Genomic DNA, 21,285 nt, shown 5'->3' with positions numbered 1-21,285 from the left:
GTTCAGTGCCAGAACGGCAGAACCACACGGAGGCAGGAACAGATGAAGGTCGCACACGGTTTCCACGCCACGATGACGGCACGGCCGGGCAAGGGCGACGAGGTCGTCGAGCTCCTGCTCGACGCCCCGTCGCTGACCGACGACGGCTGCGTGGTCTTCCTCGTCGGCCGCTCGGCGACGAACCCCGACGTCGTCCACGTGACCGAGGGCTGGACCACGGCGGAGGCGCACGGCACGTTCTTCGCGAGCGAGGAGGCCCAGGCTCTCGTCGCGAAACTCCGGGCGTTGCTCGACGGCGAACCGGCCCACCTCGACGCGGTTCCCGTCGGCGGCAAGGCGGCGTTCTGATGACCAAGCCCGCCTTCGACCCCGAACTGCGCACGCTGCTCGCCGGCATGCCGCTGTCGTCCGAGCTGACTCCCGAACTGGTCCACCAGATCCGCCGCATGCCGTCGCCTCCCTTCGAGACCGACGCCGAACGGCACGACGTCGCCCTCGGCGAGATCGCGCTGACCGTCTTCCGGCCGGCGAACCTCGACGGACCCGCGCCGTGCGTCTACTGGATCCACGGCGGCGGCATGGTGATGGGCGACCGCTTCTCGCAGATCGACATCCCGCTGGAGTGGTTGCGGGAGCTGGGAGTCGTCGTGGTGACCGTGGAACACCGGCTCGCTCCCGAGGCGACCGGCACCACGCTGGTCGACGACTGCTACCGCGGTCTGGTGTGGACGGTCGAGAACGCCGGCTCGCTCGGCATCGGCCAGGTGGTCGTCGCGGGTATCAGCGCCGGTGGCGGTCTGGCCGCGGGCATCACGCTGATGGCGAGGGACCTCGGCGGACCGGAGATCGCCGCCCAGGTGCTGATCTGCCCGATGCTCGACCACCGCAACGCCACCACGTCCAGCGCGCAGTACTCCGGTGAGCCCGGTGTCTGGACGCGGGAGATGAACGAGTTCGGCTGGCGTTCGGTGCTCGGTGATCTCACCGACGTGCCCGGCTACGTGTCACCGGCGCTGGCCCGCGACCTGTCCGGGCTGCCGCCGACGTACGTCGACACCGGGACCGCCGAGGTGTTCCGCGACGAGGACGTCGACTACGCCACCCGGATCTGGGCGGCGGGCGGCGACGCCGAGCTGCACACGTGGGCGGGCGGCTTCCACGGGTTCGACGCGCTCTACCCGCAAGCCCGGCTTTCGGCGGCGGCACGGCGCACGCGCACCGAGTGGCTGGCGCGCAAGCTAGGCGGGTAGGGGCCTCATCCGGTCGGGCATGTGGGCGCGGAGAGCGTCGTGCAACGCCGACACCTCGTCCGCGTCCAGGAGGACGGACCCGGTCTCGCACTCCAGCTCCGCCTCACCGGTGCGCTGGTCCGGCACGTACCGCAACGCCACGTCCGGCACGGTGCACGACTCGGCCCGGCGAATCGCGACCAACAGCTCCGACACCCGTTCGTACCCCAGCCGCGCGCTCCAGCGCGACGCGGCCAGGGGACGGACGAACAACCGGAGGCCTCCGGCGGATCGGCGGACCTCGACGCACGACAACACCGCTACTACCTCCTACGACCAGCTCACAGCGAGACTAGCCAGAGTTCGCGGGCATCAGCGTCGAGTGTCACCCGTTCGGTTCATTGGTAGCAGGGCTTCTCGAACTTGAAGTCCTTCGCCGTCGGACCGGTGAAGAACTCCTCCACCAGCGAGACTCCGGTCGGAGCGGCGTCGTCCGGCCGGTAGATGAGGCTCTGGCGGAAAGTCCCTTCCTGGGGCGAAGCGGAGAAATTACCCGCACCCGAAGGAAGCATGCCCTCGTAGTCCACGGAGGTGAGCTGGCGCGCGGCCGCGAGCACGCCGGCCCGCGTCAGGTCCTTGTTCTGGACGGCCTTCTCCAGGGCGGCCTTCAGCGGGTACGCCCACACCCAGCCGGCGGTGTAGCCGTCGTTGGGCGTGACACCGGGCAGGGCCGCCCGCATCGCGGTGTGGCCGACGGACTCGGTGTTCCACGCCTTCCACGGTGCGGACTGCAGGTAGAGCGCCTTGATCGCGGGCGCGGCCGGAGACTTCAGCAGACCGGGGTTCCACGTCGGCGAGGTGCCGATGAACTTGCCCTTGTAGCCGCGGGCGGCGGCCTGGCCGATGATCACGGCGGCGTCGGTCGGGCCGGTCGTCAGCACGACCAGGTCGGGCTTCTTCGACACCACGGCGTCGATGGCGCCGCCCTGGTTGTCCTGACCGGTCTGCGTGGTCACGCTCTCGAACGTGAGCCCGCGCTTCTCGGCCGCGATCTTCGCCCCGGCCGCCGCGTCGTCGCCGTAGTCACCGGCGAGGTGCACGGCCATGACGGACTTCACGCCCATCTTGTCGACGGCGTAGTCGACGGTGTTCATCGACTCGACGCAGTAGTTCGCGCCGGACTCCAGCACGACCTCCTCGAAGCCCCACAACGAGGTCCACGAAGCCGGCACCGAAACCATCTGGGTGCTCTCGAGGTCCGGCAGGATCGCCGCGGTCGTGGGCGAGCCGAGGGTCTGGGTCAGCGCCAGGACGTTGCCCTTGATCTCCTGGTAGACCTGGTTGTGGATCTGAGGGTTGTACTTGTTGTCCTTGACGTACTTGGTGACGTCGACCTCGTAGCCGCCGATGCCGCCCTTGTCGTTCACGCGCTTCCAGAACGCCTTCTGCGAGTCGGTGATCGGCACCGCCAGCGTCTTGAACGGACCCTCGGTGAGGTCCGAGATGGTGCCCAGGTAGATGCAGCCCTTGGACTTGTCGACGGCGTTGGGGCACGCCTCGGACGTGACGCCGGCGTCGACCTTCACACCGCCCGCGCCCTCCTGCGGCGCCGCCCCGTCACCGCCCCGGCACGAGGCGAGCAGCAACGCCCCGACGAAGACGACCGCGAGTCTCTTACCAGACATGGGATTTCTCTCCTCAGTACGAGAACGGCCAGGTGCGCCAGTAGTTGCGGACGCGGACCCAGATGCCGAACAGACCTCGTGGCTCGACGATGAGGAACACGATGATGAGCACGCCGTAGAGCACGGCCTCCAACTGGAAGACCGTGAACGCGCCGGTCGCGTCACCACTGATGAACGGCAGCACCGCGGGCAGTTCCCTGGTGATGCGTGGCAGCAGCGTGATGAAGAGCGCGCCCATGACCGCTCCGGAGATGGTGCCCGCGCCGCCGATGAGCACCATCGCGATGTACTGCACCGACAACAGCAGGTTGAACGAGCCGGGGTCGAAGAACCCGTTCACCACGAACAGCAACGCGCCCGCGACACCCGCGTAGAACGAGGACACCGCGAACGCCAGCACCTTGTACCTCGTGAGGTCCACGCCGATCACCGACGCGGCCAGGTCGCGGTCCCGCACCGCCGCGAACGCCCGGCCCACCCGCGAGCGGACCAGGTTGCGCGCCAGCACGGCGAAGATCACCAGCAGCACGAACATGACGAGGTAGAGCTGCTGCGCGGCCGTGAACACCGCGTTGTCGCGGTCCAGCCGCACCCCGAAGAGCTCGGGCACCGCGGCGGGACGACCGACCCCGGGACCGCCGGTCAGCGACGTCCACTCCCGGAACACGTGCTCTCCCAGGAAGACCAGGCCCAGCGTCACGATCGCGAGGTAGAGGCCCCGCAACCGCACCGCCACCGGTGCCACCAGCACGCCGAAGAACGCGGCCACGAGCCCCGAGGCCAGCAGCCAGATCGGCAGCGACGTGATGCCGAACCCGATGACCCGGCCCGTCTCCGAGCCGGACAGCGCGGCACCCGTGTAGGCGCCGATCGCGAGGAAGAACGCGTGGCCCAGGGAGACCTGGCCCGCGTACCCCGTCACGATGTTCAGCCCGATCGCCCCGATCGCCGCCACGAACGCGGTCGCGAGCAGCTGCAGCAGGTCGTCGGTGATGAGGAAGGGGACCAGCAGGGCGAAGACGACCAGGCCTCCCGTCCACGCGCGTTTGGGCCGCGTGTTCAGGAACGCCATGTCCTGCGCGTAGGAGGTGTAGAGCTCCGGACGACCCTTCACAGTCGTTCCACCTCCCGCTTGCCGAACAACCCGTACGGTCTGACGAGCAACACGAGCAACATCAACGCGTACGGCGCGACGAGGCCGAAGTTCGGTCCGAGCCAGGGCGCGAAGTCACCCTGGTAGGTGCCGAAGAGCGACTCGACGACCCCGACCGCGAGCCCGCCGACCACCGCGCCCCCGAGCGACTCGAGGCCGCCGAGGATGATCGCGGGCAACGCCTTGAGCGCCACGATCCACAGCTGCTGGTCGACGCCCGCGCCGGTCGCCACGAACACGCCGGCCAGCGCGGCGAGCCCGCCCGCCAGCGCCCACGACAGCGCGAACACCGACCCGACCGAGATCCCCTGTGCCAGCGCGACCTCCTGGTCGTAGGCGACCGCCCGCATGGCGAGCCCGATCCGCGAGTACCGGAAGAACAGGAACAGCGCCGCCGTCACGACCGCGGTCGTCGCGATCATCACGAGGTACCGCTGCTGCACCTCCGCGCCGAGGAAGCTGATCGTGTCCAGCCCCCACGGGTCGCCGACCTGGCGCACGTCGAGCCCGATGAACGCGTTCGTCACGACCCTGACCACGACGTCCACGCCGATGGTGATGATCGCGACCACGAACACCGGTTTGCCGACCATCGGCCGCAGCACGGTGCGTTCGACGCCCAGCGCCAGCACGGCGATGACCACGGCGGCCACGAGCACCGCGCCGAAGAACGACACCGCGGGCGCGAGGTACGAGACCAGCACCGCGCCGGCCAGCATGAACGCCGGCTGCGCGAAGCTGATCACCTGCGTCGACTTGTAGATGATCACGAAGCCGAGCGCGAGCAGCGAGTAGATGGACCCGTTGCCGAGGCCGCGGATCAACGACTGGAGGAACTCATCCACGGGGCGCTCCTCCGTACATGGAGTCCACGAGATCGCCGAACATCTTGCCCAGAGCCGATCTCTTGACCTTCTGGGTCGCCGTGAGCTCGCCGTCGGAGTGGTCGAGCTCCTTGGGGAACATCCGGAACTTCTTGATCTGCTCGACCTGGGCGAACCTGCCGTTCACCTCGGTCACGACGTTCTGCACCAGCTCCTGGACCTCCGCCTTCTCCGAAAGGTCTCGGTAGGTGGTGTAGGGGATCTTGCGCTGCTGGGCCCAGTGCCCGACGGTCTCGTACTCGATGCCGATCAACGCCACGAGGTACGCCCGCTGGTCGCCGATCACCACGGCTTCCTTGATGTACGGGGAGGTCTTCAGCGCGTTCTCGAGCTCCGACGGCGCGATGTTCTTGCCGCCCGCGGTGATGATGATGTCCTTCATCCGGTCGGTGATCTTCACGTGCGTGCCGTCGACCCACTCGCCGACGTCACCGGTGTGCAGCCAGCCGTCGGTCAGCACCCGTCGAGTCGACTCGGGATCGCGCCAGTAGCCCGCGAACGTGCCGCCGTGCCTGGTGAGGATCTCGCCGGTGTCCTCGTCGAGCCGCAGCTCGGTGCCGGGCTGCGGCTCGCCGACCGTGCCGACCTTGACCCGCCCCGGCCTGTTGCCCGTCGCCACGGCGGTGTTCTCGGTCATGCCGTAGACCTCGTGCATCGGCACCCCGATGCCCATGAAGAACTTCAGCACGTCCGGCGCGATCGGGGCGGCGCCGGACGCCGCGTACCGGACGTGCCGCATGCCGATCCTGGCTTTCAGGGCGCGGAAGCAGAACAGCCAGCCCACCGCGTAGAGCGTTCTGCTGCCCGCGGTGTGCTTGCCGCCCGTCCGCACCAGCGTCTCGCCGATGGACTCGGCGCGGGCCAGCCAGAACCGGGTGACCGAGCGCTTGAGCCAGGACGCGCTGGAGACGCCGATCTTGACGCCCGCCAGCACCTTCTCCCAGATGCGCGGCACGCCGAAGAGGATCGTCGGCTGCACCTCGCGCAGGTTCGCCTGCACCGTCTCGATCGACTCGGCGAAGTGGACCTGCACGCCGCTGGCCGCGCTGAACCACGTGGTGAAGATGCGTTCGGCCACGTGGCACAGCGGCAGGTAGGACAGCGTGACGTCGGCGGGGGACGGCGGAGGCGAGGTGAAGCCGCCACCCTCCACCAGCACCTGGACGGCGAACTCGACGTTCGCGACGGTGAGCATCGCGCCTTTGGGAGGCCCGGTGGTGCCGGAGGTGTAGATCAACGTCATGACGTCGTCCGGCCCGGTCTCCGCCATCCGCTGCGCGAGCTCCCCGGGGAACTCGTCGCGGTGCGCCGCGCCGAGCGCCAGGAAGTCCTCCCAGGCCAGCAGCTTCGGGTTGTCGTAGCGCCCCCGGATGCCGCGCGGTTCGACGTGGACGATCCATTCGAGGTCCGGCGTGTCCTCCAGCACGAGCAACGCCTTGTCGACCTGTTCCTGGTCCTCCGCGATGAGAATGCGCGCCCCGGAGTGCGACAGCAGGTACGCGACCTCGGACGCCGGGTTCGTGGGGTAGAGCCCGACCGTGATGCCGCGTGCGGCGACGGTGCCGAGGTCGGCGTAGAGCCATTCGCGCCGGTTCTCGGAGTGGATCGCGACCCGGTCCCCCGGCTGGAGACCGAGGGCCAGCAGGGCGTGCCCGACCAGCTCGACGTTCGACCAGTAGCCGGACCAGCTGACCTCCTGCCAGATGCCGAGGTCCTTGGCCCGCAAAGCGATCTTGTCGGGCGTGCGCTCGGCGCGGTCCCTCACCCGCGTGACGACCGTGGTGGTCGTCCCGGAGCGGGTCATGACGTCACGCTCTTGTGCTGCTCGCCGAGGTACGCGCGGATGACGTCGGGGTCCTGCTGCACCTCCGCCGGCGTGCCGGTGCGGATGGGGCGGCCGAAGTCCATGACCATCACGCGGTCGGCGAGGTCCATCACGAGGCCCATGTCGTGCTCCACCATGATCATCGGGATGCCGAGCTCCTCGCGGACGTCGAGGACGAACCGGGCCATGTCCTCGGTCTCCTCGACGTTCATGCCCGCGACCGGCTCGTCCAGCAGGAGCAGCTTCGGCTGCATCGCGAGCGCCCTGCCCAGCTCGACGCGCTTCTGCACGCCGTAGGGCAGCAGGCCGACCGGGAACCGGCGCCACTGCTCCAGTTCCAGGAAGTCGATGACGTCCTCGACGGCCGCCCTGTTCTCCAGCTCCTCCCGGCGGGGCCTGCCGAGCCAGAAGAACGCGGACAGCGCGCCGTACCCCATGTGGTTGTGGCGGCCGAGCATGAGGTTGTCGACGACGGTGAGGTGGGAGAACAGCTCGATGTTCTGGAACGTGCGGGCCATGCCCAGCGCGGCGATGCGGTGGGGCCGCATGCCGACCAGCTCCCGGTCGTGGAACCGCACGGTGCCCTGCTGCGGCCGGTAGACGCCGCTCAGGACGTTGAAGATGGACGTCTTGCCGGCGCCGTTCGGGCCGATGACGGCGAAGAGCTCGCCCTCCTCGACGCTGAACGACACGCCGTCGACGGCCACCACCCCGTCGAACGCGAGCCGGACGTCGGTGACCTCGAGAACGCTCATGACAGCCACCGCTTCCTGCGCTTGTAGTGCTTGACCGCACGGAACGAGGAGGTGCCGAGTCCCAGGTAGAACTCGCGGATGTCGTCGTCGGCGAGGAGCGCCGCGGCGGGCTTGTCCATCACGACCTTGCCGGTCTCCAGCACGTAGCCGTGGTCGGCGATGGACAGCGCCATGCTGGCGTTCTGCTCGACCAGCAGGACCGTCGTGCCCTGTTCGTTGATCTTCACGATGAGGTCGCGGATCTGCTGCACGAGCAACGGCGCGAGGCCGAGGCTGGGTTCGTCGAGCAGCAGGTAGGACGGTTCGGACATCAGCGCCCTGCCGATCGAGAGCATCTGCTGCTCACCGCCGGACAGGTAGCCCGCGCTCTGTCTTCGCCGTTCGAGCAGTCGCGGGAACAGCTCGTAGCAGCGGTCCAGGTTCTGCCTCAGGTTCTTCGGCCGCGCGTGTCCACCGACCTTCAGGTTCTCCTCGACGGTCAGCTCGGACAGGATCCTGCGTCCCTCGAGCGCCTGCTTGACGCCCCTGTCGGCGATCTTCGCCGGTGAGAGGCGGTGGATCGGTTCACCGTCGAGCGTGATCGAGCCCTTGGTGACCTTGCCGTCGTGCACGTCGAGGAGGCCGCTGAAGGCCCTCATCAACGTCGTTTTCCCAGCTCCGTTGGCTCCGAGCAGGGCGACGACCTTGCCCTGGGGCACCTGCAGGCTCACGCCCCGGAGCACCAGCATCACGTCGTCGTAGACAACCTCAAGGTTATTCGCCTCGAGCACCAGCGCCTCCTAGGGGGCTCCTGACATACCGAGCAGTATGCAGCTCATGAGACTTGGATCACAGGGCCGCGTGACCACTACGGGTGATTTCGTGATGCGCAGATCGCGAGGGGTCTGACACTCTGCGTGACTGTCCACTTCGGACTTGCCACCGATGTGTAACAGCGCGTGACACGGGTACTCACTTCTCGACACAGTCGACAGACATCGAAGGAGGAGGTTTCGTGACCACCATTGAGAAGTCGGTGGACGTCCACGTGCCCGTGAGCACCGCTTACAACCAGTGGACCCAGTTCGAATCCTTCCCGGCGTTCATGGACGGCGTCGAGAAGATCGACCAGATCACGCCGACGATGACGCACTGGACCACGAAGATCGGTGGCGTCGTCCGCGAGTTCGACGCGGAGATCACCGAGCAGCACCCGGACGAGCGGGTCGCGTGGACCACGGTCGAAGGCCCGTCGCAGGCGGGTGTGGTCACCTTCCACCGCATCGACAACGACACGACGCGCGTCCACCTCCAGATGGAGTTCGAGCCGGAGACCCTCACCGAGAAGGCGGGTGCCGCTCTCGGCGTCGTGGGCCACCGGGTCGAGGGAGATCTGAAGCGGTTCAAGGAGTTCATCGAGAACCGCGGCACCGAGACCGGCGCGTGGCGTGGCGACGTGACGCCACCGCCCCAGGTCTGATCGCGGTGCGCGTTGACGCCAGACCAGCTCGCGGCGTTTGAGGAACTCGCCCGCACCAGCCGCGACTCGCCGCGCTACTACGCGCTGCGGGACCGGCTGGTGCGCGAGTACCTGCCGCTCGCCCGGCACATCGCCCGCCGCTTCAGCGAACGCGGCGAGCCGATGGAGGACCTGGCCCAGGTCGCCGCAGTGGGCCTGATCAACGCGATCGACCGGTTCGACGTGGGCCGGCAGACGGACTTCCTGTCCTACGCCGTGCCCACGATCACCGGCGAGGTGCGCAGGCACTTCCGCGACCAGTGCTGGGCGGTCCGGGTGCCGAGGAGGTTGAAGGAACTGTGCGACGCGATCGACGGGGCCACCGCCGAGCTGTCGCACCGCACCGGGCGCTCCCCCACCCCCTCCGAGATCGCCCGGCACCTGGGGATGCCCATCAGCGACGTGTACGAGGGCCTGCGGATCGAGAAGAACATCGCGTTCGCGCCCCTCGACTCGCTGGAGGGGTCGACCGTCGACGACCCCGCCCTCGAGGGGGTCGAGATCCACGAGGCCCTGCAGCCCATGCTGCGGGGCCTTCCCCGGCGGGAACGGACCATCGTGGTCCTGAGGTTCTTCGGCCGGTTGACCCAGACCGAGATCGCCCGCCGCGTCGGCATCTCCCAGATGCACGTGTCGCGCCTGCTCACGAAGTCGCTGGAGCAGCTGCGGCACGACCTGCTGGCGGAGGAGTGAACCGAGTGAGCGGGAATGCCCGGTACTGGTGATACTGACGTCATGAACCGCCTGCGGTGGCCCCAGAAGCTGGCGATCGGCACCGGTGCGCTGCTGGTGCTCTGGGGGCTGGCCGGGTTCGCCGTCACCGGCTTCTCGAACTTCGCGGGTGAGGCGGACACCTGGGTCCTGGGCCTGCGCGTGAACCCGTTGCAGAACGTCCTGCACCTGGTGTCCGGCGCCGCCCTGCTGTTCGCGTTCCCGAGGCTCAAGGCGTTGAGCGGCACCGCGCTCCTCGTGGCGACGCTGTACCTGGTGCTGTTCGGGTTCGGCATGGCCCGCTACGACGACCAGGTCGTGAACTTCCTGAACGTCAACGCCGGCAGCAACGCGCTGCACCTCTTCTCCGGCTTCGCCGCGCTGGCGGCGGCGCAGGGCGCCGTGTGGTGCCGCCAGTGCGACCGGGCCGCCGTCAAGTCTGCCTGAGCAGCTTGTGGACGGCCCGCTCCGGGTCACCCCGCCCGATGACCTCGCCGTGCTCGAACGCCTCGACCAGGCGCGGGTCGACGTAGGACTTCCTCACCACGGCCGCCGTGTTGCCCAGTTGCTCGGACACCCCCTTCATCACGGAGCTGACGGCCCGCTGCGACGGCCTGCCCCGCTCGGCCAGCACCTCGGCGAAGGCCTGGGCGGCGAACACCGTGGCGCGCCAGGTGCGGAGGTCCTTGACGCTGAACTCGTCGCCGACCAGCTCCCGGAAGCGCTCGTTGAGGTCGTCGGCGGTGATGTCGAAGACGCGGCAGTCCGGCGTCTTGCCCCGCAGCAGCGACCTGAGCGCCCTGGCGAGCTCGGGGTCGGTGATCTCCTCGTCGACCTGGACGCCGGACTTGGCCGGGAAGTGGAAGTGGATGCGGGTGCCCCGGACGCTGACGTGCTCGCAGAGCAGGGTGGCGACGCCGTGGGTGCCGTTCTCGTCCACGTACTGCTCGTGGCCCACGCGGAAGATGCCGAGGTCGAGCATCCGCAGCGCGATGGCGAGCAACCGCAGCCGCCCGCGCGTCTTCATGTCCCGCGCGATCTGCTCGCGGAACCCCTTCAGCTTCGGCGCGAGCTCGAGGACGCGGTCGAACTTCTCCGCGTCGCGGGCGACGCGCCACTGCTCGTGGTAGAGGTACTGGCGGCGTCCGGCGTCGTCGTAGCCGACGGCCTGGATGTGCCCCCTCGGGTGCGGGCAGATCCACACCTCGCGCCACGCGGGCGGGATGACCAGGCCTTTCACCCGTGCGACGTCCTCGGGGGCCAGGGGCCCGCCCTGCGCGTCGAGATAGCGGAAACCCTTGCCCTGGCGGCGGCGGGTCCAGCCCTGCCCCGCCGGGTCGCTGCGGCGCAGTCTCATGTGGTCACTCCGAGGTTGATCAGCACGAGACGCGGGTACCCGCTCGCCGATGAACTACTACACGGTCGGCGTGGAACAGGAGTTCCTCCTCGTCGATCCCGAGTCGCGGCGTCCGGTGGCGCTGGCACCGCGGGTGCGGGAGATCGCCCGCGCGCCCGGTGACCTGGACGTCCAGGGCGAGCTGACGCCGTTCCAGATCGAGGTGGCCACCGGGGTCACGTCCACGTTCGAGGAGCTCGACGAGCAGGTGCGGCAGGGCAGGCGGGTGCTCGTCGACGCCGCCGACGCCGCGGGCTGCCGGCTCGTGGCGACGGGCATGCCGCCGATCGGCGAGGCCGGGCCCCCTCCCGGATCGGATGATCCGCGCTATCACCGGATCGAGTACTCCCACCGCCGTCTCGTGGCCGGCACAGGCGCGTGCGGACTGCACGTGCACGTCGGTGTCCCGTCGAAGGCCGAAGCTCTCGCCGCGTCGAACAAGCTGCGCCCGTGGCTGCCGACGTTGCTCGCGCTGAGCGCGAACTCCCCGTACCACCTCGGCGAGGACACCGGGTACGCGAGCTGGCGGTCGATGGTGTGGTCGCGGTGGCCGGTGAGCGGACCGCCGCCGCACTGGGACGGGCCCGACCACTACGACCGGACCGTCCAGGCGTTGATCAACTCGGAAGCGCTGGTGGACAGGGCGATGGTGTACTGGGACGTCCGGCCGTCCGCCGAACACCCGACGGTCGAGGTGCGCGTCGCCGACATCCCCCAGCTGGCGGCGGAGGTCCCGGTCCTCGCGGAGCTGGTCCGCGCCCTCGTCGTGACGGAACCCTCCGAACGGCGGGTGGACGACTCCGTGCTGCGGGCAGCGTGCTGGCGGGCGTCGCGCGACGGGGTCGACGGACTGGCCGCCGATCCGCACACCGGCAAGCTCTCCCCCGCGTTCGACCGGGCGGTGTCACTCGTCGAGCACGTCGGGGCCGCGCTGCGCGATCGGGGCACACTGTCTACTGTGGAGCGGCAAATCGACTGGCTGCGCCACAACGGCTGCGGCGCCGCCCGACAACGGCGCTGCCCGGACCCCGAGTCCCTTGTGGACCTGCTGATCGCCCGAACGCGTGAGGAAACCTGATGCGCCTCCCCGCTCCCCGCGGCCCCATGAGCTCCGCCCTCATCGCCGAGCTGCGCCGGCCACCCCTGCCCCGGCCCGCTCTGCTCGTCAGCGGCGGCACCAGGGACGCGTGGGCGGACGACGACCTGCAGCTCTCGCTGTGGGTCTGCTACGAGCTGCGGACGCGCGGCTTCGACGACGTCGCCGCCGGCTGGGAGGACCACCCCGCGCTCGCCCAGTTCCACGCGGCGCTGGAGCAGCGCTGGGAGTCGGCGCTGCGCACGCTGACCGGGACGACCACCCCCGCCGCCCTGACCGACGAGGGCCGCGCGGAGCTGCGCCGGCACCACGCGTTCTGGCAGCCGCGCCGCGAGATGCGCTCGGTGCTGCGCGACATCCAGGGCGACGCCTACGGCACCCGTTCCGAACGCACCCGTTCGGTGCTGTTCACGGTGACGCTGCGCGACGTCGCGCCGTCCACCGGCGTCGACGAGATGCCCGCCCCCACCCTCGCCCTGGTGAACGCCCTGTCGCTGTTCGGCCTGCACCAGCGCCTGGTCGGAGCCCTGGTCGGCTTCCTGACCGCGGTCGACACCATCGGCGGCGACCCGTTCGCGCAGCTGCTGCCCGTGCAGTGGCCGCCGGAGGACGTCCGCCTCGGCTTCACCGTCTGCCACGAACTGCACGCCCGGCTGACCCGGCACGTCCACGCGTCCCTGCGGGCAGGCCGCCCCCTCGCTGAGGGGGCGTTGGTCGCTCTCACCGGGCCTCGTTGTTAACGTGGGGTGCTGAAGCTTTTGAAGGGAGACAGCGTGCCCGACCCCACCGCTCTGGCCACCGTGGTCGCCGACCGGACCACTCAGGACGTCGTCGTGCTGCACGTCTCAGGTGAGCTCGACACCACGTCCAGCAGCGAGCTCACCGGCCCGCTGGACAACCACGTGGTGGCGGGCGCGCGAGCCGTCGTCGTGGACCTCGGCGGCGTCCGGTTCCTCGGCTCCGCGGGCCTCGAGGCGCTCGTCCTGGGACAGCAGCGCGCGACGAAGACCGGCGTCGAGTTCGTCGTGGTGGCGTCGTCGCGCGCCGCGCTGCGCCCGATCGAGGCGACCGGGCTCGACTCGGTGTTCACGATCGTCGGCTCGGTGGACGAGGCGCTCGCGCGCTACGCCGGCTGACCGCTCGCCGGCGCTACGGCTCCCGGCCCACCACCCGCACGATGCTCGCGGCGTCGTCCCCGGAGGTGCTGATCCGCACCCCGGGGAACGCCTTCGCGTACTCGACCTCCACCACCCTGGCCGCCGCCTCGGACAGCGGCGACCCCGGGTCGCTGACGTTGACGACCACCGGAGCGGCGGACCGCTCCAGCGCCGGCAGGCAGGCCTGCAGGGTCCGGGCGAGTCCCGCGACCTTCGCCTGGAACGTCTCCGGCGCGAGGCCCGCGGTGTTGACCAGCACGTCCAGCTCGTCCGACTCCCCCGCCACCGCCACCGGCTCATCGGGGGCGGCGTCGAGCGGCGCGACCCGGACCGTGTGGCCGGACTGCTCCAGCAGACCGGCCAGCCCGCCGGGGTCCGCACCGGCGATCAGCACAGAAGCCATGCCTCCACGCTAATCCCGGCCGATGTCCTCGTACCAGAGCTCGGGGCGTTCGGCGATGAACGCCGTCATCAGCTCGATCAGCGCGGGGTCCTCGACGACGGTGATGCCGACGCCGTGCCCGGCGAGCCAGTCGTGACCGCCGTGGAACGTCGTGGCCTCGCCGATCAGCACGTTCGAGATGCCGAACTGGCGGACCAGGCCGCTGCAGTACCAGCACGGCGACAGGGTCGTGACCATGGTCGTGCCGCGGTAGCCGCGCTGGCGCCCGGCGTTGCGGAAGGCCGAGGTCTCCGCGTGCATGGAGGCGTCGCCGTCCTGCACGCGGCGGTTGTGGCCCCGGCCCAGCAGACGGCCGTCGCCGTCGAAGAGCGCCGCACCGATGGGGATCCCGCCCTCGGCGAGTCCCGTCCGGGCCTCTTCGACGGCGACGGCCAGCATGTCCTCAGCGGAAGTCATGCGCCCCAAGCTACTTCGTCCTGAACGACTTCACCGTCATCGGCGTGCCGCTCGGGCGGTGGACCTCCAGGCCGGCGGCTCCACCGGTACGGCAAGCCGGGCTCGTCCGGGACGCCGCGGCCCGGTCGGCGTGACCTTTGTGGACACTCCTGCTCCCGGCCGCGCCGATGGCGCGCGTCGGCGCGGTGCCGGGCGAGGCCACCCGTCCAACGCCGCGCGGACCTCGTCCGGCCGGCTCACTTCGGCGGTAGCGCTTCCACGAACTCGCGGCACCGGCCGATCCACTCCTCCAGCGCCTCGTCCTCCGCCACCGCCTCACCGTCCACGACCACCCAGCCGTTCATCGGCCGTCCGGTGAAGTCGAAGACGCGGGCACCCGGCTGCGCCAGCGCGTCGGCCTGCGCCTCCGGTCCGACGCGCGCGATCAGGTCGGAACCCAGGGCTCCGACCAGCATGTTCCCGCGCCACATGAACACGAGGCTGCCGAACATCTTCTTCGTGCTCAGGTCCGGGAGGTCGCCCAGCGACTCCCCCAGGCGGTGGGCCAGGCCCTCGTCGTACGCCATGCGCTGAATACTGTCTCAGCGAGTTGCCAGGCGCCTCTCAGTTTCGTGTGGCTTCATGGACGTACAGGACACAAGGAGGCCCTCTTGTTCGGCTTGGTCGGCTGGATCCTCGGTTGGCTGCTGACGCTGTTCATCCTCGTGATGATCGGCCGGATGATCGTCGACTGGGCGGTCACGCTGCAGGCTCGGGGTGACTGGGTGTGGAAGGTGCGCCGCGTGACGCACGGCGTCACCGAGCCCGTGCTGTCACCGGTGCGCAAGGTGTTGCCGCCCGTGCGGCTGGGCGGGTTCGGGCTGGACCTGGCGTTCACGGTGGTGTTCATCGCGGCGCTGATCCTCAGGTCGATCGTGTGGTGAGGATTCCGGGGTTCAGCACTGCGGCGGGGCCGGGCGCGGCCTTCGCGCGGCCCCGCCGCAGTGCTGGTGCGTGATCGTGCCGCCCGCGTCCGGCAGCACGGCCCGGACCCGCTCGGCCAGCGCGCGGCGTTCCTCCGGGTGAAGGCGTCCTCGACGGCGCCCCCAAGCGAAACGCTGACGTCCCGGAGCGACCTGAGTACAACTGCTCCTACCCCCGCGGCGGCCACACCACTACCGTCGGGGCCATGAAGGCATGGGGGGCCGTTCTTCTGCTGGTCGCGGTGCTCGGCGTGACGGCGTACGTCGTCACCCGCCCCGACGGCAACAGCACCACCGACGAGAAAGCCAGGAAGGTCGCCGAACGCATCGGCTACCCGGTGGGCGCCGACGCGAACGCCTACGCCCGCGCGGCGCTGGAGGGCAACGGCGACCCGAAGTACTTCGCCGTCCTGGAGATCACCGACAGCCCGACGAACGACGCCGCGGAGGTCCGCGCCAGCCTGCTGTTCCGCGTCTTCGACCCCGGCACCTCCGAGTCCCACCAACCCTGGCGGCTCTGGGAGGAGGACCCCGTGACGGCGTGCTACCGAGCCGACTTCACCTACCACGGCGTCACCGGCGGCGGCCCCGACCGCGTCCACTGCCCCGCCGGCGCGCAGCCGATCGTCCCGCCACCCGCGCAGAAGACCGGCGTGCCACCCGCCTACCCGGACGCCCTCAGGACGATCCTCACCGAGCTACCGGCCGCACCGACGAAGGACGAGGTGCTCGCGGCGTTGCGCGCGAAGCTCCCGCCCGTGCCGGTGGACGAGCAGACGGGGCTCCCCTGGGTCACCCCGCACCTCGACGCGTTCGTCAAGGACGGCAACGTCGGCGTCATCGCGAAGGGCGGCGGCTCGTGCCTCGCGGGCGTGCGCCTCGCGGACGGAACGGTCGCCGCCTGGTACCCGCCGCGCGTGCAGACGCAGCCCGGCGAGCTCGGGTGTTCGGGTGCCAGCGCGCTGGCGCTGCACAAGACGCCGCCGCCGAAGTGACGGAGGCCTAACCCGCCCCGAAGCACACGAATCCCACAGCCGCCGCATAAGCGGCATCGTCCGCGGCAGCCCGCTGCACCTCGGCCAACGCCTCGGCCGGAGCCGTCCCCGCCGCCAGCTTCCGGTGCAGCTCCACCATCACCGGCGCGGTCCCGTCGGTCGGCACGGGAACGACCGGAGCGATCAGCGTCCGCGTGCCCAGCCCGAGCAGCGCCGCCGTGAACCCCATCAGCTCGTCGCCGGGCCGGACGGCGGACTGCCCCGTGTCGCAGGCCGACAGCACCACCCTGGTCGGCGGGCGGCGCAACCGTTCGATGTCGTAGACGGTCAACGGGCCGTCGGCCAGTTCCAGAGCCGAGAACAGCGGGTTGTCGACGCGGAACGAGCCGTGCGCGGCGATGTGCGCCAGGGCGGCACCGTCCATTGCGGACGAAACCGCGCCGACGGTCGCCCCGGACTCCACCAGGACGCGGCCCGGCACGTGCGCGCTGATGGCCTTGATCTCGGCCGGAGCGGCGGCCATGCGCGGGCCGGCGGCCAGCACGGCCTCGCCCGAGGCGTCCGCCACGGAGCACGCCCGCAGCCACACCGAGGCGGACGGCGCGACGGTCACCTGCCGGTTCAGGACGGCCCACGGCAGGCTGTTCAGGGCACCGGTCGGCACGACCACCAGGGGCCGCCCGTCGATCCGCCGCGCCAACGGGCCGAGCAGCCGCCGCGCCAGCAGGGAGGCGGCGTGGGAAGCCGACGAGCGGGCCACCGCCAGGTTCGGCAGCGCCGGGGGCAGCGTCACCAGCCTGTGCAGGGCGAAGCGCAGCAACCGGATCTCGCGCACCACCCCCTCCACCGGCCCCAGCGGGTGCAGCGAGGCGCGACCGCCGGCGAGCACCACGGCCATCAGCTCACCGTCGTACTCCACGAACTCGATCAGCGCCGACGACCCGAGAGCCGACCCCAGTGCCGCGACCGACGGCGGCTTGAAGACCGAGACCTCACCGGACATCTGCCGGGTCAGGTCGCGCACGCGCTGCTCGGCCCGCACGAGCTGACCGCGCAACGAGCCCGCGGGCTTCCCGGCCAGCACGGCGGACTCGACGTCGGCGGACATCGCGCGCAACGACGCCAGCGCGTCCTCCAGGCGCGGGTCGTCGGGCGGCGACACGGACTTCATCCGCAGCGCGCCGGCGCGCCAGCTCTCGGTCCACGACAGCACCCGAGCCGCGTTGCCGGAGGCGACGGCCAGCCGCAGGCCCTCCAGCGCCAGCGCTTGGCCCTGCACGCCCGTTGACGCGCGCAGCTCGGCCGCGCCCAGCGACACCCGGTACTCGTCGAGCAGCCCGATACCCCGCCGCAAAGCCGACGAGGTGCCGCGCACGTCGCCGGAAAGCTTGCGCCGCAACGCCTCCGCGTACCAGCCGCGCACCCGCAGCCCGGCCGGGCCGCGCCGGCGCGCCGAAGCGGCCGCGGACAGCTCGGCGACGGCGCGGGCGCGGTGGCCGAGATCGGCGGCGACCAGACCGGCGTCGATGCGCGCTTCCAGGGCGGGCAGCCGCCAGTCCACCGCGTCCAGCTCGGCCGCCACCCGCGACAACGCCAGCCGCAACGGACGGGAGCGGTCGCCGCGCAGCACCGCCGCGTGCAGTTCCAGGTAGCGGGCGCCGGCCGCCCACAGCAGGCGTTGCTCGCGGCGGAACCGGCGGCGCGCCTCGGCGGCGAAGGAGTTGGCCGCGTCGGGGTCGTCGTCCAGCAACGCGATGCGGGCGCGGAAGTACAGGGCCTCCGAGACGCCCAGCGGGTTCTTCAACGCCTTGAGCTCGGTGATCGCGCGGTCGGCGGCGGCACGGGCCTCGTCGAGCAGCGGCACCGAGACGAGCAGCTCCAGGCGGTTCACCAGGAGCACCGGGCGCACCACGTCGAGGCGGCGGTAGACCTCCTCGGCCCGGTCGAACAGCGACAGCGCGGCCGGGACGTCCCCGCCCCGCGTCGCCATGATGCCGGCGTTCCAGTTGACGTCGGCGACGCCGAGCTCCTGCCCCAGCTCCCCCAGCAACGAAGCGGCCAGGGCGAAGTCGGCCGACGCCTCACGCATGTTCCCCACGTACGCGCGCACGAGGCCGCGGTTGTTGAGAGCGCGCGCTTCGACGAGCTGGTCGCCCACACGCCGTGCACCGGCGATGGCCGCCGTGTAGTCGCGCTGCGCGTCGTCGTACCGGGTGAGGTAGTGGAAAACAACTCCGCGCTGCATCAACGCCGCCACGGAATCGGCACCGGTCAGCGACGGCATGGCGTCGTCCAGCAACCGCAGCGCCTGCTTCTGCTTGCCCGTGTAGGCGAGCACCCACGCGAGGCTCATCTGGGCCAGGGCGGACAACCGGGGCAGCGAAGCCTCGGTGGCGATCCTGATCGAACGGCGCAGGTGCCTCACCGCCGCGGGGAAGTCGTGCATCTCCCGCAGCGCGAGGCCGATGGCGCGCTCGGCGATCGCCCGTTCCGAGCGGTCGGTGGTCGCACGGAGGACAGCGCGGGCCATCTCCACGGCCTCGCGCGGGTTGCGCTGCCTGGCCTCCAGCGCGTCCTCCGCACAAAAGTCGGTCACGGCGACACTTTATCCGTTGTGGTAGCTTGATCAAGCTCGGTCGGGGTGCCCGTCAACGCTGCTCTAGTGAGGCCGTGGTGTCGAAATCGCCAGAAAGCGCGGAGCTTTACCAAAGAGCTTTCCTGCAGCTCATCGCCGAGGACAAGAACATCAGCTTCCACGCCGAACGCGGGCGTGAATTCCTTTATCGGCCCGGCCAGCTGCTCGTCGCGGCGGAGGACCAACAACGCGTCGCCGAAAAGCTCCGGGAAAACAACATCATCGTGCGACCGGGCGAGGGATTCGCCGGATTGGCGCGATTGACGCTGCCGAACAACGCCGAGGACGTCCCCCGGATCGTGCGCCTCCTGCGCGACCCGAGGACGTGGCCGAACGAGCGCGTGCCGCTCGTGCAGCCGCACCACGTGGTCGTCGGTCACGGCGGTCTCGTCATGGGCAACCCCGGCGACCGCCCGCACCCGGCCGGCCCGGTCTCCGCGCCGAAGTCCGACGAGCGCCTCAAGGACGTCCGCGTCGGCATCGTCGACACCGGCATCTCCTCCGGCGCCGACAGCGACCACTCCGACTGGTTCGGCGGCCGCTACGCCAAGGAGGCCGACGACGTGGACGCCGCCTACAGCAGCGGTGACCACTTCGCGCTCCAGGGCGGCCACGGCACGTTCGTCGCGGGCGTCATCCAGAACGCGGCCCCCGGCGTCACGTTCGACCCCGAGGCAGGCCTCGACCCGAACGGCTTCGGCGACGAGGAGCGCATCTGCGCCAAGATCACCGAGCTGGGCCGGAAGAAGATCAACGTCCTGAACCTGTCCCTCGGCTGCTTCACCCAGGACGACCTGGCCTCCGAACCGCTGCGGCGCACCATCGAGGCGCTGCCGGACGACGTCGTCGTGGTGGCCTCCGCCGGCAACCAGGGCACGCAGCGCCCGAGCTGGCCCGCCGCGCTGTGCGGGGTCACCGCCGTCGCCGCCGCCCAGCAGGAGCGGGACGGCTCGCTTGCCCCCGCCTTCTACTCGAACTTCGGCCACTGGGTCGACGCGTGCGCGATCGGCAACCGCGCCTCCACCTACCTCAAAGGCGAGTGGCAACTGCCGGGCGAGGCCTCCGCGACGCCGTTCGCGCTCTGGGCGTACTGGTACGGCACGTCGTTCGCCGCCCCGCTGGTCACCGGCAGGATCGCCGCCACGATGGTGGCGGACGGCGTCACAGCAGCTCAGGCACGTGACACACTGTTGAGCGCGCCGGAGTTCCACCCCGGCTACGGAGTTCTTGTCGAATAGTTGTATCTGGGGAGCGACCTCGGCCTCCGCAAGTTGTGACCGCAAGGAGTCGACGTGACCTCTGCCTCCCCGATCGCCGCGCTCGTGAGCGCGGCGGCCGCGGGCGACCAGTCGGCGTGGAACGAGATCGTGGACCGTTACACGCCGCTGGTGGTGTCGGTGATCTACAAGCACCGGCTGCGCCCGTCGGACGCGGCCGACGTGAACCAGACGCTGTGGCTCCGGCTCGTGGAGCAGATCGGCCGGCTGCGCGAGCCGGAGGCGTTGCCCGGCTGGATCATGACGACCACCCGCAACGAGTGCCTGCGCGTGCTGCGCGTGCAACAGCGGACGCACCTGTACGACCCCTTGTCCGAATCGGACGCGCTGGAGTCGGAACAGGTGGACGCGGACGTGGAGGCCGACCTGCTGGCCGCGGAGCGGCGGCAGGCGTTGCGGGACGGGTTCGCCGAGCTCACGGACCAGTGCAAGCGGTTGCTGACGAAGCTGATGACCGACCCGCCGCCGAGCTACCAGGTCGTGAGCGAAGAGCTCGCGATGCCGGTCGGCAGCATCGGCCCGACGCGGATCCGGTGCCTCGAGAAGCTCCGCAAGACCCCGGCGGTCTCAGCGTTCCTGGGCTCGCCGCAGAGGAAGTCGTCAGCGAGAGGAGGTGTGCTGGGTGCGGCACGACTGGGACAGTGACGAAGTACTGCTCGACGCCTTGCGCGACGCGTTGAGCACACCTCCCGACGAAGTACCGCCGGAGTTCGTCGAGGCCGCGAAGGCCGCGTTCACCTGGCGGACCATCGACGAGGAGCTGCTGCTCATCACGTCGTACGACTCGGTGCTGGACGACACGCTGTTCTCCCGTGCGCGGGCGACGGCGACGGCGCGGCAGCTCGTGTTCGACGCGGACGGGGTGGTGCTGCAGGTCGAGGTGTCGGCGGCGGGGGTCACCGGCCAGCTGATGCCGGCCTCCGGGCCGGTCACGCTCGTGACGCCGAACGGCGACCACGAGACCGCGGCGGTCGACGAACTGGGGATGTTCGTGATGGGAGCGGCACCGCGGGGACCGGTCAGGTTCCGGCTCGCCGACGGCTGCACCGACTGGTTCATCCTCTGACCCACCATCGTGCGATGCCGGGCGATCCAGCGAGCTGCGGGCGCTCGGGGTGGCGCGGTGAGCGGCCGTGGCCGTCAGGAAGACCACGGCCACTCACCAACT

25 protein-coding genes are annotated in these 21,285 nt (G+C 70.4%); 13 read left to right on the top strand and 12 right to left on the bottom strand.

Going from position 1 to position 21,285, the window contains the following annotated elements; all coding sequences use genetic code 11:
• Positions 1–42: 42 nt before the first annotated feature.
• Both BLQ91_RS27630 and BLQ91_RS27625 read left to right on the top strand, forming a co-directional pair.
• Positions 43–348, top strand: coding sequence for a putative quinol monooxygenase (locus BLQ91_RS27630; protein WP_090101305.1), 306 nt, complete (start codon positions 43–45; stop codon positions 346–348).
• A complete protein-coding gene (locus BLQ91_RS27625; protein WP_090101303.1) occupies positions 348–1,250 on the top strand; it encodes an alpha/beta hydrolase in 903 nt (300 codons plus the stop codon). Before BLQ91_RS27630 ends, BLQ91_RS27625 begins: the two co-directional genes overlap by 1 nt.
• On the opposite strand, the gene BLQ91_RS27620 is transcribed toward BLQ91_RS27625, so the two are convergent.
• From BLQ91_RS27620 to BLQ91_RS27590, 7 genes are all read right to left on the bottom strand, one after another.
• Positions 1,239–1,502: a hypothetical protein gene (locus BLQ91_RS27620; RefSeq protein WP_143022840.1), complete on the bottom strand. Its 264-nt coding sequence runs from the start codon at positions 1,500–1,502 to the stop codon at positions 1,239–1,241. The genes BLQ91_RS27625 and BLQ91_RS27620 overlap by 12 nt on opposite strands.
• Positions 1,503–1,627: 125 nt before the next feature.
• Positions 1,628–2,914 carry an ABC transporter substrate-binding protein gene (locus BLQ91_RS27615; RefSeq protein WP_090101299.1) on the bottom strand — a complete coding sequence of 429 codons (1,287 nt, stop codon included), beginning with the start codon at positions 2,912–2,914 and terminating at the stop codon, positions 1,628–1,630.
• A gap of 13 nt (positions 2,915–2,927) precedes the next feature.
• Positions 2,928–4,028: a branched-chain amino acid ABC transporter permease gene (locus BLQ91_RS27610; RefSeq protein WP_090101297.1), complete on the bottom strand. Its 1,101-nt coding sequence runs from the start codon at positions 4,026–4,028 to the stop codon at positions 2,928–2,930.
• On the bottom strand, positions 4,025–4,912 hold the full coding sequence (locus tag BLQ91_RS27605; RefSeq protein ID WP_090101295.1) for a branched-chain amino acid ABC transporter permease: 888 nt from the start codon (positions 4,910–4,912) through the stop codon (positions 4,025–4,027). Before BLQ91_RS27605 ends, BLQ91_RS27610 begins: the two co-directional genes overlap by 4 nt.
• Positions 4,905–6,755, bottom strand: a complete 1,851-nt coding sequence (locus BLQ91_RS27600) for an AMP-dependent synthetase/ligase (RefSeq protein ID WP_090101293.1) — start codon at positions 6,753–6,755, stop codon at positions 4,905–4,907. Before BLQ91_RS27600 ends, BLQ91_RS27605 begins: the two co-directional genes overlap by 8 nt.
• Positions 6,752–7,531, bottom strand: coding sequence for an ABC transporter ATP-binding protein (locus BLQ91_RS27595; RefSeq protein ID WP_090101292.1), 780 nt, complete (start codon positions 7,529–7,531; stop codon positions 6,752–6,754). Before BLQ91_RS27595 ends, BLQ91_RS27600 begins: the two co-directional genes overlap by 4 nt.
• Positions 7,528–8,304, bottom strand: coding sequence for an ABC transporter ATP-binding protein (locus BLQ91_RS27590; protein ID WP_425412556.1), 777 nt, complete (start codon positions 8,302–8,304; stop codon positions 7,528–7,530). The genes BLQ91_RS27595 and BLQ91_RS27590 overlap by 4 nt, the downstream gene beginning before the upstream one ends.
• Before the next feature lie 221 nt (positions 8,305–8,525).
• On the opposite strand from BLQ91_RS27590, the gene BLQ91_RS27585 reads away from it, so the two are divergent.
• From BLQ91_RS27585 to BLQ91_RS27575, 3 genes are read left to right on the top strand one after another with little or no spacing between them, the layout of a single operon-like run.
• Positions 8,526–8,990: an SRPBCC family protein gene (locus tag BLQ91_RS27585; RefSeq protein WP_090101288.1), complete on the top strand. Its 465-nt coding sequence runs from the start codon at positions 8,526–8,528 to the stop codon at positions 8,988–8,990.
• 12 nt (positions 8,991–9,002) lie between these two features.
• Positions 9,003–9,722 (top strand): SigB/SigF/SigG family RNA polymerase sigma factor, encoded by a 720-nt coding sequence (locus BLQ91_RS27580; RefSeq protein WP_090101286.1) that lies wholly within the window; start codon positions 9,003–9,005, stop codon positions 9,720–9,722.
• A 42-nt stretch (positions 9,723–9,764) separates the two neighbouring features.
• Positions 9,765–10,187 (top strand): DUF4383 domain-containing protein, encoded by a 423-nt coding sequence (locus tag BLQ91_RS27575; protein ID WP_176959981.1) that lies wholly within the window; start codon positions 9,765–9,767, stop codon positions 10,185–10,187.
• Here the strand turns inward: BLQ91_RS27575 and BLQ91_RS27570 are convergent.
• Positions 10,174–11,097 carry a DNA topoisomerase IB gene (locus tag BLQ91_RS27570; protein WP_090101281.1) on the bottom strand — a complete coding sequence of 308 codons (924 nt, stop codon included), beginning with the start codon at positions 11,095–11,097 and terminating at the stop codon, positions 10,174–10,176. The genes BLQ91_RS27575 and BLQ91_RS27570 overlap by 14 nt on opposite strands.
• A gap of 49 nt (positions 11,098–11,146) precedes the next feature.
• Here BLQ91_RS27570 and BLQ91_RS27565 point away from each other — a divergent pair, with 49 nt between their 5' ends.
• Genes BLQ91_RS27565 through BLQ91_RS27555 form a run of 3 tightly spaced genes read left to right on the top strand, consistent with a single transcriptional unit; the run spans position 11,147 to position 13,368 of the window.
• A complete protein-coding gene (locus BLQ91_RS27565) occupies positions 11,147–12,214 on the top strand; it encodes a carboxylate-amine ligase (protein ID WP_090101279.1) in 1,068 nt (355 codons plus the stop codon).
• The gene (locus tag BLQ91_RS27560; RefSeq protein ID WP_143022839.1) at positions 12,214–12,972 is read left to right on the top strand and encodes an iron-containing redox enzyme family protein; all 759 of its coding nucleotides are present in this window, start codon (positions 12,214–12,216) and stop codon (positions 12,970–12,972) included. Before BLQ91_RS27565 ends, BLQ91_RS27560 begins: the two co-directional genes overlap by 1 nt.
• A 33-nt stretch (positions 12,973–13,005) precedes the next feature.
• Positions 13,006–13,368, top strand: a complete 363-nt coding sequence (locus BLQ91_RS27555; protein WP_176959980.1) for an STAS domain-containing protein — start codon at positions 13,006–13,008, stop codon at positions 13,366–13,368.
• Between the two features lie 13 nt (positions 13,369–13,381).
• Here BLQ91_RS27555 and BLQ91_RS27550 read toward each other — a convergent pair whose 3' ends face one another.
• The 3 genes from BLQ91_RS27550 to BLQ91_RS27540 form a co-directional block, all read right to left on the bottom strand.
• On the bottom strand, positions 13,382–13,792 hold the full coding sequence (locus BLQ91_RS27550) for a Rossmann-fold NAD(P)-binding domain-containing protein (RefSeq protein WP_143022838.1): 411 nt from the start codon (positions 13,790–13,792) through the stop codon (positions 13,382–13,384).
• Positions 13,793–13,801: 9 nt separating this feature from the next.
• Positions 13,802–14,248: a nucleoside deaminase gene (locus BLQ91_RS27545; RefSeq protein WP_090101271.1), complete on the bottom strand. Its 447-nt coding sequence runs from the start codon at positions 14,246–14,248 to the stop codon at positions 13,802–13,804.
• Between the two features lie 236 nt (positions 14,249–14,484).
• Entirely contained in the window at positions 14,485–14,814 is a 330-nt protein-coding gene (locus BLQ91_RS27540; protein ID WP_090101269.1) for a TfoX/Sxy family protein, read from the bottom strand.
• An 84-nt stretch (positions 14,815–14,898) separates the two neighbouring features.
• On the opposite strand from BLQ91_RS27540, the gene BLQ91_RS27535 reads away from it, so the two are divergent.
• Both BLQ91_RS27535 and BLQ91_RS27530 read left to right on the top strand, forming a co-directional pair.
• A complete protein-coding gene (locus BLQ91_RS27535; protein ID WP_245733840.1) occupies positions 14,899–15,171 on the top strand; it encodes a YggT family protein in 273 nt (90 codons plus the stop codon).
• A 245-nt stretch (positions 15,172–15,416) separates the two neighbouring features.
• Positions 15,417–16,205 (top strand): hypothetical protein, encoded by a 789-nt coding sequence (locus BLQ91_RS27530; RefSeq protein WP_143022837.1) that lies wholly within the window; start codon positions 15,417–15,419, stop codon positions 16,203–16,205.
• Positions 16,206–16,212: 7 nt separating this feature from the next.
• Here BLQ91_RS27530 and BLQ91_RS27525 read toward each other — a convergent pair whose 3' ends face one another.
• Positions 16,213–18,801 (bottom strand): CHAT domain-containing protein, encoded by a 2,589-nt coding sequence (locus BLQ91_RS27525; protein ID WP_245733839.1) that lies wholly within the window; start codon positions 18,799–18,801, stop codon positions 16,213–16,215.
• 77 nt (positions 18,802–18,878) lie between these two features.
• On the opposite strand from BLQ91_RS27525, the gene BLQ91_RS27520 reads away from it, so the two are divergent.
• Genes BLQ91_RS27520 through BLQ91_RS27510 form a run of 3 tightly spaced genes read left to right on the top strand, consistent with a single transcriptional unit; the run spans position 18,879 to position 21,183 of the window.
• Positions 18,879–20,078 carry a S8 family peptidase gene (locus BLQ91_RS27520; protein ID WP_090101592.1) on the top strand — a complete coding sequence of 400 codons (1,200 nt, stop codon included), beginning with the start codon at positions 18,879–18,881 and terminating at the stop codon, positions 20,076–20,078.
• A gap of 54 nt (positions 20,079–20,132) precedes the next feature.
• Positions 20,133–20,762 (top strand): RNA polymerase sigma factor, encoded by a 630-nt coding sequence (locus BLQ91_RS27515; protein WP_090101265.1) that lies wholly within the window; start codon positions 20,133–20,135, stop codon positions 20,760–20,762.
• On the top strand, positions 20,740–21,183 hold the full coding sequence (locus BLQ91_RS27510; protein WP_090101263.1) for a hypothetical protein: 444 nt from the start codon (positions 20,740–20,742) through the stop codon (positions 21,181–21,183). Before BLQ91_RS27515 ends, BLQ91_RS27510 begins: the two co-directional genes overlap by 23 nt.
• Positions 21,184–21,285 lie beyond the last annotated feature (102 nt).

The organism is Lentzea jiangxiensis, assembly GCF_900104175.1.
GTDB lineage: Bacteria > Actinomycetota > Actinomycetes > Mycobacteriales > Pseudonocardiaceae > Lentzea > Lentzea jiangxiensis.
The sequence above is the reverse complement of the archived record's forward strand: the minus strand, read 5'-3'. Positions and strand labels throughout refer to the sequence as shown.

What these genes read in the sequence shown, in the direction of transcription:
- BLQ91_RS27630 (WP_090101305.1), top strand. Translation starts at nt 43, where the DNA reads ATGAAGGTCGCACACGGTTTCCACGCCACGATGACGGCACGGCCGGGC.
- BLQ91_RS27625 (WP_090101303.1), top strand. Translation starts at nt 348, where the DNA reads ATGACCAAGCCCGCCTTCGACCCCGAACTGCGCACGCTGCTCGCCGGC.
- BLQ91_RS27615 (WP_090101299.1), bottom strand. Translation starts at nt 2,914, where the DNA reads ATGTCTGGTAAGAGACTCGCGGTCGTCTTCGTCGGGGCGTTGCTGCTC.
- BLQ91_RS27600 (WP_090101293.1), bottom strand. Translation starts at nt 6,755, where the DNA reads ATGACCCGCTCCGGGACGACCACCACGGTCGTCACGCGGGTGAGGGAC.
- BLQ91_RS27595 (WP_090101292.1), bottom strand. Translation starts at nt 7,531, where the DNA reads ATGAGCGTTCTCGAGGTCACCGACGTCCGGCTCGCGTTCGACGGGGTG.
- BLQ91_RS27575 (WP_176959981.1), top strand. Translation starts at nt 9,765, where the DNA reads ATGAACCGCCTGCGGTGGCCCCAGAAGCTGGCGATCGGCACCGGTGCG.
- BLQ91_RS27570 (WP_090101281.1), bottom strand. Translation starts at nt 11,097, where the DNA reads ATGAGACTGCGCCGCAGCGACCCGGCGGGGCAGGGCTGGACCCGCCGC.
- BLQ91_RS27565 (WP_090101279.1), top strand. Translation starts at nt 11,147, where the DNA reads ATGAACTACTACACGGTCGGCGTGGAACAGGAGTTCCTCCTCGTCGAT.
- BLQ91_RS27560 (WP_143022839.1), top strand. Translation starts at nt 12,214, where the DNA reads ATGCGCCTCCCCGCTCCCCGCGGCCCCATGAGCTCCGCCCTCATCGCC.
- BLQ91_RS27550 (WP_143022838.1), bottom strand. Translation starts at nt 13,792, where the DNA reads ATGGCTTCTGTGCTGATCGCCGGTGCGGACCCCGGCGGGCTGGCCGGT.
- BLQ91_RS27545 (WP_090101271.1), bottom strand. Translation starts at nt 14,248, where the DNA reads ATGACTTCCGCTGAGGACATGCTGGCCGTCGCCGTCGAAGAGGCCCGG.
- BLQ91_RS27540 (WP_090101269.1), bottom strand. Translation starts at nt 14,814, where the DNA reads ATGGCGTACGACGAGGGCCTGGCCCACCGCCTGGGGGAGTCGCTGGGC.
- BLQ91_RS27530 (WP_143022837.1), top strand. Translation starts at nt 15,417, where the DNA reads ATGAAGGCATGGGGGGCCGTTCTTCTGCTGGTCGCGGTGCTCGGCGTG.